The sequence below is a fragment of the Pseudomonas sp. 2(2015) genome, assembly GCF_000955865.1.
Taxonomy (GTDB): domain Bacteria; phylum Pseudomonadota; class Gammaproteobacteria; order Pseudomonadales; family Pseudomonadaceae; genus Aquipseudomonas.
The window spans coordinates 115,748-131,345 of the sequence record NZ_JYOF01000014.1 but is presented as its reverse complement, the minus strand read 5'-3'; the positions used below and the strand labels follow the sequence as shown (position 1 = coordinate 131,345).

Annotated in this window: 16 protein-coding genes; 3 read left to right on the top strand and 13 right to left on the bottom strand. The window is 63.5% G+C overall.

The window, feature by feature from the left end; translation table 11 throughout:
* Window positions 1-16: 16 nt before the first annotated feature.
* The 4 genes from arfA to leuS all read right to left on the bottom strand — a co-directional run bounded on the left by arfA (window position 17) and on the right by leuS (window position 4,663).
* Window positions 17-181, bottom strand: a complete 165-nt coding sequence (gene arfA / locus UB48_RS18940; protein ID WP_045199858.1) for an alternative ribosome rescue factor ArfA — start codon at window positions 179-181, stop codon at window positions 17-19.
* 130 nt (window positions 182-311) lie between these two features.
* Complete coding sequence (gene holA / locus UB48_RS18935; protein WP_045199856.1) at window positions 312-1,349, bottom strand: DNA polymerase III subunit delta; 1,038 nt, start codon at window positions 1,347-1,349, stop codon at window positions 312-314.
* 36 nt (window positions 1,350-1,385) lie between these two features.
* Entirely contained in the window at window positions 1,386-1,991 is a 606-nt protein-coding gene (lptE, locus tag UB48_RS18930) for an LPS assembly lipoprotein LptE (RefSeq protein ID WP_045199854.1), read from the bottom strand.
* A gap of 65 nt (window positions 1,992-2,056) precedes the next feature.
* Window positions 2,057-4,663: a leucine--tRNA ligase gene (gene leuS / locus UB48_RS18925; protein WP_045199852.1), complete on the bottom strand. Its 2,607-nt coding sequence runs from the start codon at window positions 4,661-4,663 to the stop codon at window positions 2,057-2,059.
* Between the two features lie 240 nt (window positions 4,664-4,903).
* Here leuS and UB48_RS18920 point away from each other — a divergent pair, with 240 nt between their 5' ends.
* Both UB48_RS18920 and UB48_RS18915 read left to right on the top strand, forming a co-directional pair.
* Entirely contained in the window at window positions 4,904-5,218 is a 315-nt protein-coding gene (locus tag UB48_RS18920) for a hypothetical protein (protein WP_045199850.1), read from the top strand.
* Between the two features lie 124 nt (window positions 5,219-5,342).
* Complete coding sequence (locus UB48_RS18915; protein WP_045199847.1) at window positions 5,343-6,104, top strand: YdcF family protein; 762 nt, start codon at window positions 5,343-5,345, stop codon at window positions 6,102-6,104.
* Here UB48_RS18915 and lnt read toward each other — a convergent pair.
* The 5 genes from lnt to miaB form a co-directional block, all read right to left on the bottom strand.
* Window positions 6,101-7,618 (bottom strand): apolipoprotein N-acyltransferase, encoded by a 1,518-nt coding sequence (gene lnt / locus UB48_RS18910; RefSeq protein WP_045199845.1) that lies wholly within the window; start codon window positions 7,616-7,618, stop codon window positions 6,101-6,103. The two genes, UB48_RS18915 and lnt, sit on opposite strands and share 4 nt — an antisense overlap.
* Window positions 7,619-7,626: 8 nt before the next feature.
* Window positions 7,627-8,466: an HlyC/CorC family transporter gene (locus UB48_RS18905; RefSeq protein WP_010222913.1), complete on the bottom strand. Its 840-nt coding sequence runs from the start codon at window positions 8,464-8,466 to the stop codon at window positions 7,627-7,629.
* Window positions 8,467-8,471: 5 nt separating this feature from the next.
* Window positions 8,472-8,969, bottom strand: coding sequence for an rRNA maturation RNase YbeY (gene ybeY, locus UB48_RS18900; RefSeq protein WP_045199843.1), 498 nt, complete (start codon window positions 8,967-8,969; stop codon window positions 8,472-8,474).
* On the bottom strand, window positions 8,962-9,963 hold the full coding sequence (locus UB48_RS18895; protein ID WP_045199842.1) for a PhoH family protein: 1,002 nt from the start codon (window positions 9,961-9,963) through the stop codon (window positions 8,962-8,964). The genes ybeY and UB48_RS18895 overlap by 8 nt, the downstream gene beginning before the upstream one ends.
* 123 nt (window positions 9,964-10,086) lie before the next feature.
* Window positions 10,087-11,415: a tRNA (N6-isopentenyl adenosine(37)-C2)-methylthiotransferase MiaB gene (miaB, locus tag UB48_RS18890; RefSeq protein WP_045199840.1), complete on the bottom strand. Its 1,329-nt coding sequence runs from the start codon at window positions 11,413-11,415 to the stop codon at window positions 10,087-10,089.
* A 130-nt stretch (window positions 11,416-11,545) separates the two neighbouring features.
* Between miaB and UB48_RS18885 the strand changes: the two genes are divergently transcribed.
* Window positions 11,546-11,872 carry a DUF1820 family protein gene (locus UB48_RS18885; RefSeq protein WP_010222917.1) on the top strand — a complete coding sequence of 109 codons (327 nt, stop codon included), beginning with the start codon at window positions 11,546-11,548 and terminating at the stop codon, window positions 11,870-11,872.
* Window positions 11,873-11,879: 7 nt separating this feature from the next.
* Here UB48_RS18885 and UB48_RS18880 read toward each other — a convergent pair whose 3' ends face one another.
* From UB48_RS18880 to UB48_RS18865, 4 genes are all read right to left on the bottom strand, one after another.
* The gene (locus UB48_RS18880) at window positions 11,880-12,428 is read right to left on the bottom strand and encodes a tetratricopeptide repeat protein (protein WP_045199838.1); all 549 of its coding nucleotides are present in this window, start codon (window positions 12,426-12,428) and stop codon (window positions 11,880-11,882) included.
* 170 nt (window positions 12,429-12,598) lie between these two features.
* Complete coding sequence (hemL, locus tag UB48_RS18875; RefSeq protein ID WP_045199836.1) at window positions 12,599-13,879, bottom strand: glutamate-1-semialdehyde 2,1-aminomutase; 1,281 nt, start codon at window positions 13,877-13,879, stop codon at window positions 12,599-12,601.
* A 15-nt stretch (window positions 13,880-13,894) separates the two neighbouring features.
* On the bottom strand, window positions 13,895-14,521 hold the full coding sequence (gene thiE / locus UB48_RS18870; RefSeq protein WP_045199834.1) for a thiamine phosphate synthase: 627 nt from the start codon (window positions 14,519-14,521) through the stop codon (window positions 13,895-13,897).
* Window positions 14,522-14,542: 21 nt separating this feature from the next.
* A complete protein-coding gene (locus UB48_RS18865; RefSeq protein WP_045199832.1) occupies window positions 14,543-15,340 on the bottom strand; it encodes a hydroxymethylpyrimidine/phosphomethylpyrimidine kinase in 798 nt (265 codons plus the stop codon).
* Window positions 15,341-15,598 lie beyond the last annotated feature (258 nt).

Sequence of the window (15,598 nt, the reverse complement as noted above, 5' to 3'; positions counted from 1 at the left end):
TGCCGGATTCTTGCCTTTATGCGGCCAAAAAGTAAGAAGCCTCCCAATCTCTCGATTGGAAGGCTTCGCGGCGGTAGCTGCCTTTGCCTTTGCCGGCGCGTTCCTGGCGGCTGCGGAACAAGGGCTGGGCGACGATGGATTTGGCCTTGTTGGGCCCGGGCTTTGCGGGTTTTTTGCTCATGACAGGGAGTCCTGCAGGGTGGGTGTGGGGCGCAATATAGGCGTTGAAGCCATCGCTGGCAAGCCAGCTCCCACAGGGACGGTCGTGGGAGCTGGCTTGCCAGCGATGGGCTGCAAAGCAGCCCCCGGCTTCACTCCGCCGGCAAAGCCAGGCGCTGCCCCGCCATCAACAACGACAAGCGCGCCAGGCTGGTCCACGGCGAACCCTGGGCCTGGCCCTTGATCTGCGCATCGATGCGCTGGGCATCCTGCAGCAACTGGCTCCAGCGCTGCGCCGAATGGCGTTGCAGGGCTTTGCTCATCAGCGGCTTGCGCTTGTCCCACACCGGCGGCCGGGCCTGGCTGAAGGCCTTGTCCAGCGGCACGCCCTGGCTGAACTGCTGGGCAAGCCCGGCCAGCAGGCGCAGTTCCCGGGCCAGGGCCCAGAGAATCACCGGTGGCTCGACCCCTTCGCCGCGCAAGCCCTCAAGCATGCGCAAGGCGTGGGCCGCCTCGCCATTGAGGATCGCATCGACCAGGCCGAACACATCGAAACGGGCACTGTCGGCTACCGCCGCCTGGACCGTTTCAACCGTGATCTGATTGCCTTCGGCCAGCAGCTTGAGCTTCTCGATCTCCTGGGCTGCTGCCAGCAGGTTGCCTTCAACCCGGGCGGCGATCAGGTCAACCGCGTCGCGCTGGGCGCTCAGCCCGGCCTGGGACAGGCGCTGGCTGATCCATTGCGGCAACTGGTGGCTGTCTACCGGCCAAATCTGCACGAACTGGACGTGCTGGCCTTCGATCAGCGCCTTGCCCCACTTGGTCTTCTGCGCACTGCCATCGAGCTTGGGCAGGCTGATCAGCAGCAGGGTGTCTTCGGCAGGCTTGGCGCAGTACTCGATCAACGCCGCCGCGCCCTTGTCGCCAGGCTTGCCGGAGGGCAGGCGCAGCTCGAGCAGGCGGCGCTGGGCGAACAGCGACAGGCTGGCCCCGGCCTGGAGCAGGGTGCCCCAGTCGAAGTTGGCGTCGGCGCTGAACACCTGGCGTTCATCGAAGCCTTGCTGGCGCGCCGCGGCACGCACGGCGTCGGCCGCTTCCTGGCACAGCAGCGGGTCATCGCCGCTGATCACGTAAACCGGCGCGAGGCTGCCTTGCAGGTGTTTGTTGAGCTGGGCGGGAGTGAGTTTCATGATGGCAGACGGGGCACCGAAGTGCCCCGTTCAGTCTCAGTTGCGCGGCAGTTGCAGCGGCGACTGCTGAGGCGTTTCGTCCTGGGCACGGCGGGCGGCTTCCAGGGCGTCGGCTTCGGCTTGCGCACGTTCGTCAGCCTTTTGTTGCAGGCCTTCAAGCTGACTCGGAGTCAGCAGTTGCAGGCGTACCAGCATGTTCTGCACCAGGTCGCGGCGCATTTCCTTGCGGGTCTGGTTGGCTTCCTGGTCGGAACCGGTGATGTTGTTGCCGTCATGCACGTAGATCTTGCGCACTTCGAGCTTGTCGTTGAGCAGGTTGGTGTCGTTGTGACCTTCGATGCTGTAGCTCAGCACGGTGGTCAGTTCGTACTCGGCCGAGCGCCCGGAACCGGCGTAGGTTGCCGCACGCTGGGACTCTTGTTCGTTGGTCAGCACCAGCTTGTAAGGCGCGCCGGCGTGGACATTGACGCCGTTGCTTTGCAATGCCTGGCGCAACTGCAGCACGGTATCGCCGTAGGCGTTACGCGCGCTCAGGTCCAGTTCCTTGATCGCCAGTTCCGTGTTGCCGGTACCGCGCAGCTGGAAACCGCAGGCGCTGAGCATCACGGCCAGGCCCATTACCAGCAGATTGCGTTTGATCATGTTGTAGCTCCCTTGTGGGCCGATTCTGTGCGCCGGCCCGCGCTGTGGCGGGCCGGCTTTTCCTGTCAGTTGGCGACGATGTTGACCAGCTTGCCCGGTACCACGATGACCTTGCGGATGCTCAGGCCTTCGGTGAAGCGCAGCACGTTCTCGTTGCTGCGCGCGGCGGCTTCGACTTCTTCACGGCTGGCCGCGGCCGGCATTTCGATCTGGCCACGCAGCTTGCCGTTGACCTGGATGACCAGGACGATGCTGTCCTGGACCAGGGCGCTCTCGTCCAGTACCGGCCAGGCCGCATCGATCACTGCGTCCTGGTGGCCCAGGCGCTGCCACAGCTCGTGGCTGATGTGCGGGGTAATCGGTGCCAGCAGCAAGGTTACAGCTTCCAGGCCTTCCTGCAGCAGGGCGCGGTCCTGTTCGCTGGCTTGCGGGGCTTTCTCCAGTACGTTCATCACGGTCATCACCTGGGCGATGGCGGTGTTGAACTTGTGGTGCTGGCCGACATCGGTGCTGGCCTGCTTGATGGCTGCGTGGATGGCGCGGCGGATCACTTTTTGCCCGTCATCGAGGCTGGCGACATCCAGCTTGCCCGGCAGGCCTTGGGCCACGTGGGCCTGGGCCAGGCGCCAGACGCGGCGCAGGAAGCGGTTGGCACCTTCGACACCGGAGTCGGACCATTCCAGGCTCATGTCCGGCGGCGAGGCGAACATCATGAACAGGCGGCAGGTGTCGGCGCCGTAGGCTTCGATCATCGCCTGCGGGTCAACGCCGTTGTTCTTGGACTTGGACATCTTCTCGGTGCCGCCGATCTCGACCGGCAGGCCGTCGGTTTTCAGCGTGGCGCCGATGATCTTGGCCTTGGCGTCGCGCTCGATCTCGACGTCGGCCGGGTTGAACCAGTCCTTGCCGCCGTTGCTGGCAACGCGGTAGTAGGTTTCGGCAACGACCATGCCCTGGGTCAGCAGGTTCTTGAACGGCTCGTTGGAGGTGACCAGGCCTTCGTCGCGCATCAGCTTGTGGAAGAAGCGCGCGTACAGCAGGTGCAGGATCGCGTGTTCGATACCGCCGATGTACTGGTCGACCGGCAGCCAGTGGTTGGCCGCTTTCGGGTCGACCATGCCGCCTTCGTAGTTAGGCGAGGCGTAGCGGGCGAAGTACCACGACGACTCGACGAAGGTGTCCATGGTGTCGGTTTCACGCTTGGCCGCGGTGCCGCATTTCGGGCAGCTGCACTCGTAGAACTCGGGCATGCGCGCCAGCGGCGAGCCGGCGCCATCGGGCACGACGTTTTCTGGCAGGATGACCGGCAGTTGCTCTTCCGGTACCGGCACATCGCCACAGGACGGGCAGTGGATAATCGGGATCGGGCAGCCCCAGTAGCGCTGGCGGCTGATGCCCCAGTCGCGCAGGCGGAACTGGGTGCGGGATTTGCCCAGCTCTTTCTTGATCAGCGCCACTTCGATGGCGTCGAACGCGCCGGCGAAGTCCAGGCCGTCGAATTCGCCGGAATTGATCAGCTGGCCGTGCTCGCCATAGGCGGCCAGCCACTCGTTGCCGACTTCATCGCCGGCACTGGTGCGCACCACGGCCTTCACTGGCAGGTTGTACTTGTGGGCGAACTCGAAATCGCGCTCGTCGTGTGCCGGTACCGCCATTACTGCGCCATCGCCGTAGTGCATCAGCACGTAGTTGGCGACCCACACCGGCAACTTCTCGCCGGTCAGCGGGTGCTCGACGAACAGCGAGGTGGCCAGGCCCTTTTTCTCCTGGGTGGCGATGTCGGCTTCAGCGACGCTGCCGCTCTTGCATTCATCGATGAAGGCTTGCAGCTCGGGGTTGCCCTGGGCGGCCTGGGTGGCCAGCGGGTGCTCGGCGGCAACGGCCACGTAGGTGGCGCCCATCAGGGTGTCCGGACGGGTGGTGAAGACTTTCAGCACCCCGGCGTGGCCGATGCTGGCCTGGTCGAAGGGGAACTGCACTTCCATGCCGCGGGACTTGCCGATCCAGTTGCGCTGCATGGTCTTGACCTGCTCAGGCCAGCCCGGCAACTCGTCGAGGCTTTCCAGCAGCTCGTCGGCGTAGTCGGTGATCTTGAAGTAGTACATCGGGATTTCGCGCTTTTCGATCAGCGCGCCCGAACGCCAGCCGCGACCGTCGATGACCTGCTCGTTGGCGAGCACGGTCTGGTCGGCCGGGTCCCAGTTCACGGTACCGTTCTTGCGGTAGATCACGCCTTTTTCGAACAGGCGGGTGAACAGCCACTGTTCCCAGCGGTAGTAGTCCGGCTTGCAAGTGGTGACTTCACGCGACCAGTCGAATGCCAGGCCCAGGCTCTTGAGCTGGGTCTTCATGTAGTCGATGTTTTCGTAGGTCCACTTGGCCGGGGCGACGTTGTTCTTCATCGCGGCGTTTTCCGCCGGCATGCCGAAGGCGTCCCAGCCCATTGGCTGCAGGACGTTCTTGCCGAGCATGCGCTGGTAACGGGCGATCACGTCACCGATGGTGTAGTTGCGCACGTGGCCCATATGTAGCTTGCCGCTTGGGTACGGGAACATCGATAGGCAGTAGTACGTGTCCTTGCCTGGCTGTTCACTGACTTCAAAAGACTTTCGCTCATCCCAGTAAGACTGGGCGGCGGCTTCGATTTCGCGGGGCTGATAGAGTTCGTGCATGGCTACTTTGCGCTGAGAAATGGGAGACCTTATCCAGGCAGCGATCAAACCGCTGCATCGGCAATCCGGTGTCAAGTATGGTGAACGCCCTAGCATACATGACCCCTGTCCACCGAGGGAAACCCTGATTGCACCGCCTTTGGCGCGGCGGGCCGTTGGTCGCGGCGTCCGGCTGCTTTTGCGAGTAACGCTAAGCTCATGTGTGGGGGGAGATATATTTATCTTCAATGAGGTGAACGGATGGGAGAGTCGCAGCAACAAGTAACCAAACCGGAGCTTTACGAACGGCTGATCGATCGTCTGGGCCTGGCCCTCGAGGTCGCCAGAACCTCCGTTCGATTACGCGATGAAGTGCCTGCTGAATTGGAGTTGCGTGGTTTGAGCCGCGCTGAATTCGAAGTGATCAAGGCCTATCTGGAATCCCTTCCGGAGGGCGGGCATGGACGCGTCGGCGCATTGCCACACGTGGAGACGCCACCTGCGGCCAGAGTTGTCTGGCTCAAGGACAAGCGCTCCGCTACCACAGCGAAGTCCAGGACGCTGCATTTCAAGTAGCTGTTCGGGTTTTTCCGGCGCAAGGCGGAGTGCGCCACTGCAGCAAAAACTTCCCGGAGCGGCACCTGACTATTGTTGCCAGGTGCCGTTCCTCTTAGGCTGCGCACCTCCAAGGAGGTGTCCTGTGCCCATTCGCTATCTCATCAAACAAATGATCATGCCGCCCGGCATCCTGTTTCTTTTGCTGATTGCTGCCTGGTGGCTGCGCAATTCCTGGCCGCGGCTGTCGACCCTGTGCTTTGTCCTGGGCCTGGGCGGCTTGTGGCTGATGAGCCTGCCGATCGTGGTGGAGCAGGCTGCCCGGCAACTGGAAAGCGAGCCGGCCCTGGCCAGCAGCCAGTGGGCGGGGCTTGCGCAACAGGCCGATGCCATCGTCATCCTCGGGGCCGGGCGCGAGCGCGGCGACCCTGCCTGGGACTCGCAGGACCAGCCCACGGGCGTGGCCATGGAGCGCATGCGTTACGCCGCGCAACTGGCCAAGGCCTCGGGGTTGCCAGTATTGACCAGCGGCGGATTGCATTACGGTACGCCGCCCAGCGAAGCGCAGCTGATGGCCGATTCCTTGCAGCGAGACCTCGGGGTCAGCGTGCGCTGGAAGGAAGAGCGCAGCCGTACCACCTGGGAAAACGCGCAGATGAGTGCCGAGTTGTTGCAGCCTCTGGGGATCAAGCGCGTAGTGGTGGTGACCCAGGCCTGGCACATGCAGCGTTCACGCTGGAGCTTCGAGCAGGCGGGGTTTGTCGTGGTGCCGGCACCGGTGGGCTTTCTGGGTCGTGACCATGCCCGACCCTTCGGTGGCTGGCTGCCGGAAGGCAAGTCGTTGTGGCAGAGCGGCCAACTGCTCAATGAGGCAGTCGGCCTGCTCGGCTACAAGCTGTTCTACTAGACGGTCTTGGCGATCCGGCTGGCCAGCAGGGCCCAGCCCAGCAGCAGCGCGCAGAGAATCACCAATGGCCAGGAGCGCCACTGCAGGTACGGGGTGAGTTGCTGCATCGGCACCACTTCGCCATAGAGGATGCCACGCTCGAACTGCGGGATCTGTGCGGTGATGCGCCCGAACGGGTCGATCAGGCCGGTGACACCGTTGTTGGTGGCGCGGATCATCCAGCGGCCGGCTTCCAGGGCACGCATCTGCGCCATCTGCAGATGCTGCAGGGGGCCGATCGAGGTGCCGAACCAGGTGTCGTTGCTGATGGTCAGGAGGATATCGCTGCGGGCCGCCAGGCTTGCGGCAAACTCCGGATAAACCACTTCGTAGCAGATGTACGGCGCGATTTGATAGCCCTTGGCCTGCAACAGTGGCTGATCGGCCGGGCCACGGGCGAAGTCCGACATTGGCAGGTCAAAGAAGGCGATCAGGCCACGGAGCATGTCCTGCAGCGGCACGTACTCGCCAAATGGCACCAGTTTTTGCTTGAGGTAGGTGCCATCGCCTTCGCCGGTGACAGTGATGCCGTTGTAATAGCGGCGTTGCTCGTGCACCACTTCACGTACCGGAACCCCGGTGATCAAGGCGGTATTACGCTCGGCGGCGAAGTTGCCCATCATGTCCAGGTAGCCCTGGGCCTGGTCCTTGAGGATCGGCACCGCGGTTTCCGGCCACACCAGCAGGTCGACCGGCTTGGAGCTGAAGCTCATGTCGCGGTACAGGGCCAGTTGAGCGTTGACGTGTTCGGGGTTCCACTTCATTTCCTGCTCGACGTTGCCTTGCAGCGCAGCAACGGTCAGCGGCTTGCCCGCCGGGCTGGTCCAGGCGTGGTTTTTCAGCGCCAGGCCGATGGCCCAGGGGGCCAGCAGCAAGACCACGGCCACTGCCAGAAACGACGTGCGCGCGCGCAGGCGTGGCAGGTTGCACAGCAGCGCCGCGCACAGCGCCAGGCAGAACGAGATCAGCCACATGCCGCCCAGCGGCGCCAGGCCCGACAGCGGGCCGTCGAGCTGGCTGTAACCGGAGTACAGCCAGGGGAAACCGGTAAGGAACCAGCCGCGGAACGCCTCCTGGCCGACCCATAAGGCGGCGAAGCACAGGGCATCGGCCAACGGCGCCTCGTTGCGCCGTAGCCAGCGCGCCCAGAGCCAGGCGGGCAGGGCGAAGAACCAGGCAATGGCGGCAAAGAACGCCAGCAACAGCCCGGTGGCCAGCAGCGGCGTGGCGCCGCCGTAGGTATTGATGCTGACGTAGATCCAGCTGGTGCCGGCGGCGTACAGGCCAAAGCCGAAGCACCAGCCGCGGCCCAGGGCCTGGCGCGGGCTGAGCTCGCGCAGGCCGAGGTAGAACAGGCCGGCCGCAAGCAATGCCAGCGGCCAGATGTCGAACGGCGCCAGGGCCAGGGTGGTGATTGCACCGGCCGCCACGGCCAGCAGGTTACCGGGCCAGCCGGGGCGGGTGATCCAGCGCATGGTTGTCCTTAACGGGTAATAGGGGTCAGACGCAGCAGGTGAATCCGGCGGCTGTCAGCGTTGAGAATACGGAAACGGTACGGGCCGATCTCGGTGGTCTCGTTACGCTTGGGCAGGTGGCCGAAGGCGCTCATCACCAGGCCGCCGACGGTGTCGAACTCGTCGTCGGAGAACTGGCTGTCGAAGAACTCGTTGAAGTTCTCGATCGGCGTCAGCGCCTTGATCAGGAAGTCGCCGCTGGGCAGTGGCTTGATGTAGCTGTCTTCCTCGACGTCATGCTCGTCTTCGATGTCGCCGACGATTTGCTCGAGGACGTCTTCGATGGTCACCAGGCCCGCCACGCCGCCGTACTCGTCGATGACGATGGCCATGTGGTTGTGGTTGGCGCGAAACTCGCGCAGCAGCACGTTCAGGCGCTTGGACTCGGGCACGAAGGTGGCCGGGCGCAGCAGGTCCTTGATGTTGAAGCTGTCGCCGTTCTCCTTGAGGATCAACGGCAGCAGGTCTTTGGCCAGCAGCACGCCGAGCACGTCATCGTGGCTTTCGCCGACCACCGGGTAGCGCGAGTGGGCGGCGTCGATCACCGCCGGCAGGAACTCACGCGGCGACTGGGTCGCCTTGATGCTCATCATCTGCGAGCGCGGCACCATGATGTCGCGCACCTGCAGGTCGGCGACCTGGATGGCGCCCTCGACAATGGTCAGCGCCTCGCTGTCGAGCAGCTTGTTCTGATGGGCTTCGCGCAGCAGCTCAAGCAGCTCCTGACGGTTTTTCGGCTCGTGGGCAAAAGCCTGGGTCAGTTTGCCCAGCCAGGACTTTTGCCCGTTGCTCGATCGATCTTCGCTCATGGCGGTTACTCGTGATCCTTTGCAGATATCAGTGTTGAATTGTCGTCGTGTTCGTCGTCGGCGTACGGGTCCGGATGACCCAGTTCAGCAAGCAACGTTCGTTCCAGTGCTTCCATTTCCTCGGCCTCATCGTCGTCGATGTGGTCGTAGCCCAGCAGGTGCAGGCAGCCATGGATGACCAGGTGCGCCCAGTGGGCCTCGAGCGCCTTGCCCTGTTCGACAGCCTCGCGTTCGACCACGGCGATGCAGATCACCAGGTCGCCGAGCAGCGGAATGTCGAGCAACTCGTCAGGCACATCGGCCGGGAACGACAGCACGTTGGTGGCGTAGTCTTTGTGCCGCCAGGTGTGATTCAGTTCGCGGCCTTCGGCTTCATCGACCAGACGGATGGTCATTTCCGAGTCGGCCGTGCGCTGGCGCAGGGCCAGCTCGCACCATTGGCGGAATTGATCTTCGGTCGGGTGGTTCGCATCGCTTGCCAGCTGCAGATCGAGCTCAAGCATCGCGGTGTTTGCCTTCGGTCGGGTTCTGCTGCTGGCTGTCGAAGCGCTCGTAGGCCTCGACAATGCGCTGCACCAACGGGTGGCGGACCACGTCCTTGGGCTGGAAGTGCGTAAAGCTGATGCCCGGCACGCCCTTGAGCACCTCGATGACATGGGCCAGGCCCGACTTGGTGCCACGCGGCAGGTCGACCTGGGTGATGTCCCCGGTGATCACCGCGGTGGAGCCGAAACCGATCCGGGTGAGAAACATCTTCATCTGCTCGACCGTGGTGTTCTGGCTTTCGTCGAGGATGATGAAGCTGTTGTTCAGGGTGCGGCCGCGCATGTAGGCCAGCGGTGCGATCTCGATCACCTGGCGTTCGATCAGCTTGGCCACGTGTTCAAAGCCGAGCATCTCGTACAGCGCGTCATACAGCGGGCGCAGGTACGGGTCGATCTTCTGTGCCAGGTCGCCGGGCAGGAAGCCGAGTTTTTCACCCGCTTCGACCGCCGGACGCACCAGCAGGATGCGTCGCACCTGTTCACGCTCCAGGGCATCAACCGCGCAGGCCACGGCCAGGTAGGTCTTGCCGGTACCGGCCGGGCCGATGCCGAAGTTGATGTCGTTGCCGAGGATTTCCTTCACGTAGCGCTGCTGGTTCAGCCCGCGCGGACGAATCATGCCCTTGCGCGTGCGCAAGGAAACACTGACTTCGTTGACGGCCGGGTTCTCCAGCTCTTCGACGGCCGATTCCTGCAGGTACAGGTGGACCATTTCCGGCGACAGCTCGGTGGCCTTGGCTTCGCGATAGAGGCGGCGCAGCAGTTGCTCGGCAGAGGAGGTGTGCTTGGGTTCGCCGATCAGTTCGAACTGATTGCCGCGGTTGCGGATTTCGATGGCCAGGCGCTGTTCGATCAGGCGCAAATGCTCGTCGAACTGCCCGCACAGGTTGGCGAAGCGATGGGCCTCGAAAGGCTCGAGGATGAAACGATGTGGTTCGATAGGTGCGTTCAAGGTCGTTTTTCAGCCGCCCAACGGCAAAGGATATGGTCTCAAGGATAACCCTAGCCGCTGCAGGGCGAAAGCGCTGAAACGATCAAGGGTCGCCGGGCCTGTAACCAGGCCCGGCAGGACAGCTCAGTGGGCCAGCGAGCCGAACAGCGAGTGTGGGCGCGCGTCGTCGATATGGATATCGACGAACTGGCCGATCAGCTTGGGATTGTCGCAGCGAAAGTTGACGATACGATTATTCTCGGTACGCCCCTGCAACTGGCCAGGATCGCGGCGCGAGTAGTCGGTGACCAGAATGCGCTGGACCGTACCGACCATTTGTCGGCTGATCTCGAAGCCCTGGGTGTCGAGGCGGTGCTGCAGGGCCTTGAGGCGCTCTTTTTTCAGTTCTTCCGGGGTTTCGTCCGGCAAGTCCGAGGCCGGGGTGCCCGGGCGCTGGCTGTAGACGAACGAGTAGGAAAAATCGAAACCGACGTCGGCCACCAGCTTCATGGTCTGCTCGAAGTCTTTCTCGGTTTCGCCGGGGAAGCCGACGATGAAGTCCGAGCTGATGCAGATGCCCGGTACCGCCGCCTTGAGCTTGCGCAACTTGGACTTGTATTCGAGGACAGTGTGGTTGCGCTTCATCGCCGCCAGCACCCGGTCGGAGCCCGATTGCACCGGCAGGTGCAGGTGCTTGACCAGCTCCGGCACCTCGGCGTGGGCCTGGATCAGGCTGTCGGAAAATTCCAGCGGGTGCGAGGTGGTGTAGCGGATGCGCTCGATGCCATCGACGGCGGCGACCACGCGGATCAGCTCGGCAAGGTCGGCCAGGCGGCCGTCGTGGGTCTGGCCGCGGTAGCCGTTGACGTTCTGCCCCAGCAGGGTGACTTCACGCACGCCGTTCTCGGCCAGGTGGATGACCTCGGCCAGCACGTCGTCGAACGGCCGGCTGACTTCCTCGCCGCGGGTGTAGGGCACCACGCAGAAGGTGCAGTACTTGCTGCAGCCTTCCATTACCGAGACATAGGCGGTGGGGCCGTCGATACGTGGCTCGGGCAGGTGGTCGAATTTTTCGATCTCCGGGAACGACACATCGACCTGCGGCAGACGCGTGGTGCGCGCCGCGTCGATCATCTCCGGCAGGCGGTGCAGGGTCTGCGGGCCGAAGACCACGTCGACATACGGCGCGCGCTTGCGGATCGACTCGCCTTCCTGGCTGGCCACGCAGCCGCCGACGGCGATGACCATGTCCGGTTTGAGGTCCTTGAGTTCACGCCAGCGGCCCAGCTGGGAGTACACCCGGTCCTGGGCACGCTCGCGGATCGAGCAGGTGTTGAGCAGGATGACGTCGGCGTCTTCGGCGCGGGCCGTGACTTCAAGGGCTTGATGTTCACCCAGCAGATCGACCATGCGCGAGCTGTCGTACTCGTTCATCTGGCAACCGTGGGTTTCGATGTAAAGCTTCTTGGCCATGGGAGATCATCTGGTAATTCGAAGAACCGCACATTATAAGGGCCCGGCGCCGTGGATCCTAGCGTTGTCGGCCCGGTGCCTATGTTATAGTTTGCGACTTCTTTACCACCCTTGATTGTCCCCGCCAAAAATGACCAAACGCGAAGCTCCGATCTACAAAGTGATCTTTCTCAACCAGGGCCAGGTGTACGAGATGTACGCCAAACAGATCTACCAAAGCGATCTGTGGGGCTTCCTTGAGGTCGAGGAGTTTGTCTTTGGCGAGCGCACCCAGGTGGTGGTCGACCCGAGCGAAGAAAAGCTCAAGGCCCAGTTCGAAGGCGTGGTGCGCAGCTTTGTGCCGATGCATTCGATCGTGCGTATCGACGAGGTGGAGCGTCTGGGCACGCCGAAGATCAGCGAAGCACGCGGTACTGGCAATGTAATGCCATTCCCGATGCCAATGCCGGAAAAGTAAGCGGGGATCAGGGCAGCGGCGAGAAGGGCGTGCGGCCTTCGGCGGTCTGCAGCTCCAGCAGGTACTTGCGGAAAATCTGCCCCAGCACCTGGGTGGCGACTTCCAGTTCATCGCGGGGCATCTTCGCAGACACCTCGTCGGCCATGTCCAGGGCATCTTCGGCGCCGTTGACCGCCGCCATCTTCAGCACGATGTAGGCCTGCACATTGTTGGCCGCCACACCTTCACCCTTGTAGAACATGCTGCCCAGGCGGTATTGCGCCTCGGCGTGGCCTTGCAGCGAGGCTTGCTCGAAGTAGCTCAGGGCCTGGTTGAGGTCGCGCGGGGTGTTGGTGCCCTCGTAGTAGAACTCACCCAACTCGTACTGGGCCTGGGCATCCCCGGACTTTGCCGCGTCCTGGCAGGCGGCGAGGGCTTGCGGCAGGTCTTCGGGCTGGGAATCGAGGGTGCAGCGGCCCGTTGCCGGAATCAGCAACGAGTTACCGCCTGCCGTGGCCAGCAGGGGCTGAAGAAGCAACAGGCAGCCCAGGGCGAGGGCGCGGCCGGTGCGGTTCATGGGGATCGACATACCTCTGCAAAGCTGCGGCCAAAGTGTCTGGTGGCACATTATGGGATAAGCAGCGCCTACCTTACAAAGTCTTTACTCGATTTTCTGCTTTGCAAGGCCCCATCGCGGGGCAATCGTGCGCCTGCAGGCGCACGATTGCCCCGCGATGGTCCACTGAATTACAGCTTGGCAAACGCCTTCTCAGCCGCATCCAGGGTGATCTGCAGCTCGGTGTCACCGTGGGCGATCGAGGTAAAGCCGGCTTCGAAGGCGCTTGGCGCCAGGTACACGCCACCTTCGAGCATCAGGTGGAAGAAGCGCTTGAAGCGCTCGGCATCGCTGGCCATGACGTCATCGAAAGTAACGATATCGTCGGCGCCACTGAAGTACAGGCCGAACATGCCACCGGCCTGGGTGGTGACGAACGGGATGCCAGCAGCATCGGCGCGCTGTTGCAGGCCATCGAGCAGGCGGCTGGTGAAGGCGCTCAGCTCGTCATGAAAGCCCGGGCGGCTGATCAGCTTGAGGGTGGTCAGGCCGGCGGCCATGGCCAGCGGGTTGCCCGACAGGGTGCCGGCCTGGTAGACCGGGCCCAGCGGCGCGATCTGTTCCATGATCTTGCGCTTGCCGCCGAAGCAACCGACCGGCATGCCGCCGCCGACGATCTTGCCGAAGGTCGACAGGTCCGGAGTAACACCATAGTGCGCCTGGGCGCCACCCAGGGCGACGCGAAAGCCGGTCATCACTTCGTCGAAAATCAACACCACGCCATGCTTGTCACACAGCGTACGCAGGCCTTCGAGGAAGCCCGGCGCCGGTGGCACGCAGTTCATGTTGCCGGCTACCGGCTCGACGATGATGCAGGCGACCTCCTGGCCGACTTCGGCGAGCATCTTCTCGACCGCGTCGATGTCGTTGAACGGCAGGGTCAGGGTGTGTTTGGCGAAGGCTGCCGGCACGCCGGCCGAGCTTGGCACGCCCTGGGTCAATAGGCCGGAACCAGCTTTGACCAGCAGGCTGTCGGAGTGGCCGTGGTAGCAGCCTTCGAACTTGATGATGCTGTCGCGGCCGGTGTAGCCACGGGCCAGACGGATGGCGCTCATGGTCGCCTCGGTGCCGGAGCTGACCATGCGGACCATTTCCATCGAGGGCACGATCGAGCAGACCAGGTCAGCCATTTCGGTTTCCATGGCGGTTGGCGCGCCGTAAGACAAGCCGTGTTCCAGCTGCTTGCGCACCGAGTCGAGCACGTCCGGGTGGCTGTGGCCAAGGATCATCGGGCCCCAGGAACCAACGTAGTCGACGTAGCGTTTGTCATCTTCATCGGTGACATAGGCGCCAGCGGCATGCTTGAAGAACAGTGGCGTGCCGCCAACGCTCTTGAACGCCCGCACCGGCGAGTTGACGCCACCGGGGATGTGTTTCTGGGCGTTGGCAAACAGGGTTTCGGAACGAGACATGATGGGCTCTCTCAATCAGGCAGATGCGAACAGGGCGTTGAAGGCGTGGGCACGGCGGGTGACTTCCTGCGTGCTGTCGGCGCCGAACAGGCCATGAATCACCGCCAGCAGGTCGGCGCCGTGGGCGACCAGCGGGGCGGCGTTGTCGAGGGTGATGCCGCCGATCACGCAGATCGGCAGCTTGATGCGGGTGCGCGCTTGTTCCAGCAAGGCGATGTCGGCGGCGGGCACGCCCGGCTTGGTCACCGAGTTGAAGAAGCGGCCAAAGGCGACGTAGCTGGCGCCTTCTCGGGCGGCCTGCTCGGCCAGGTCCAGTTGCGCGTGGCAGGTTGAACCAATGATGGCGTTGCGCCCGAGCAGGGTCCGCGCCGGGGTCAACGGCCCGTCGGTCTGCCCCAGGTGCACGCCGACGCCCAGGCGTGCGGCCAGTTCGGCGTCATCGTTGATGATCAGTTGGGTCTTGTAGCGCTCACACAGCTTGGCCAGGGCTTCGGCTTCGCGCAGCCGACGGGACTCGTCCTGGCTTTTGTCACGGTACTGCAGCAAGGTCACGCCGCCTTCAAGCGCCGCTTCGACATAGGGCAGGAACTTGCCGGCCAGCAACTGGCTGTCAGTGATGGCATACAGGCCGCGTAACTTCATGGTGTAGACCTCAAGCGAAGATCAGGAACAGAAATCCAGGGGCAGGCGGCGCGGCACGTACTGGCCTTTGCCCAGTTGCTCGGCGTCGCGCAGGGTTCGCCAGGTGTAGTCCAGGGCCGAACGCACCGCGCTTTGCAGTTGCTCGCCAAGGGCCAGGCGGCCGGCCAGGGCGCTGGCCAGGGTGCAGCCGGAACCGTGGTAGCTGCCGGGCAGGCGCTGGCAGGTCCAGGTATGACGCTGGCCGTCGCGGCTGTACAGGCGGTTGTGGATTTCGTGTTCGTCACCGTGACCGCCGGTGATCAGCAGGTGTCTGACAAACGGCAGGAGTTTTTCGGCGCATTCATCGGCGCTGCCGTCGGGCAGCTCGGCCAGGATGCGCGCTTCGGGAAGGTTGGGGGTAGCAATGGTTGCCAGCGGCAGCAGGCGTTCGCGCATGGCGTAGCCGACTTCATCCTTGCCCAGGCGGCCACCACCGCCAGCGCGCAGGACCGGGTCGCAGACCAGCGGCAGGTGCGGGTGGGCACTGAGCAGTTCGACCACGGTATCGACCATTTCGGTCGAGCCGAGCATGCCCAGCTTGACCGCCGCTACGGTCGAATCGGCCAGCACGGCATTGGCCTGGGCCAGTACCCACTCGCGGTCGAGGACACGGAAGTCAGTGACATTGACGGTATCCTGAACGGTCAGGGCGGTCACGGCCGGAGCGGCATGACAGCCTTGCGCAATCAGGGCTTCGATATCTGCCTGCAAGCCGGCACCGCCACTGGGGTCGTGGCCGGAGAGACAGAGGACAACGGGGCGGGAGCTGTAGGTATTCATGGTGCGCGAGCTTATCACCAAACGCTTTTGCTGGGTCCGCCCCGGCGCCGGGGATTTTTCAACGGGCGTTTGAACTGTACTTGTGAAATCGCTGAAAGTGGCGTTCTAGAGCCTTCGGCGTAAAGTTTTCAGTGGCATCTGGCAGGCTCGGAAAGCTATGCTAGAGTGCTCGAATAAACCGATAACGGTTACTGCCGGATTGCATCGCCTCAAACGGACAGGAGGCTACGCGACGCGACCGGGACAGGCCATGCTGGG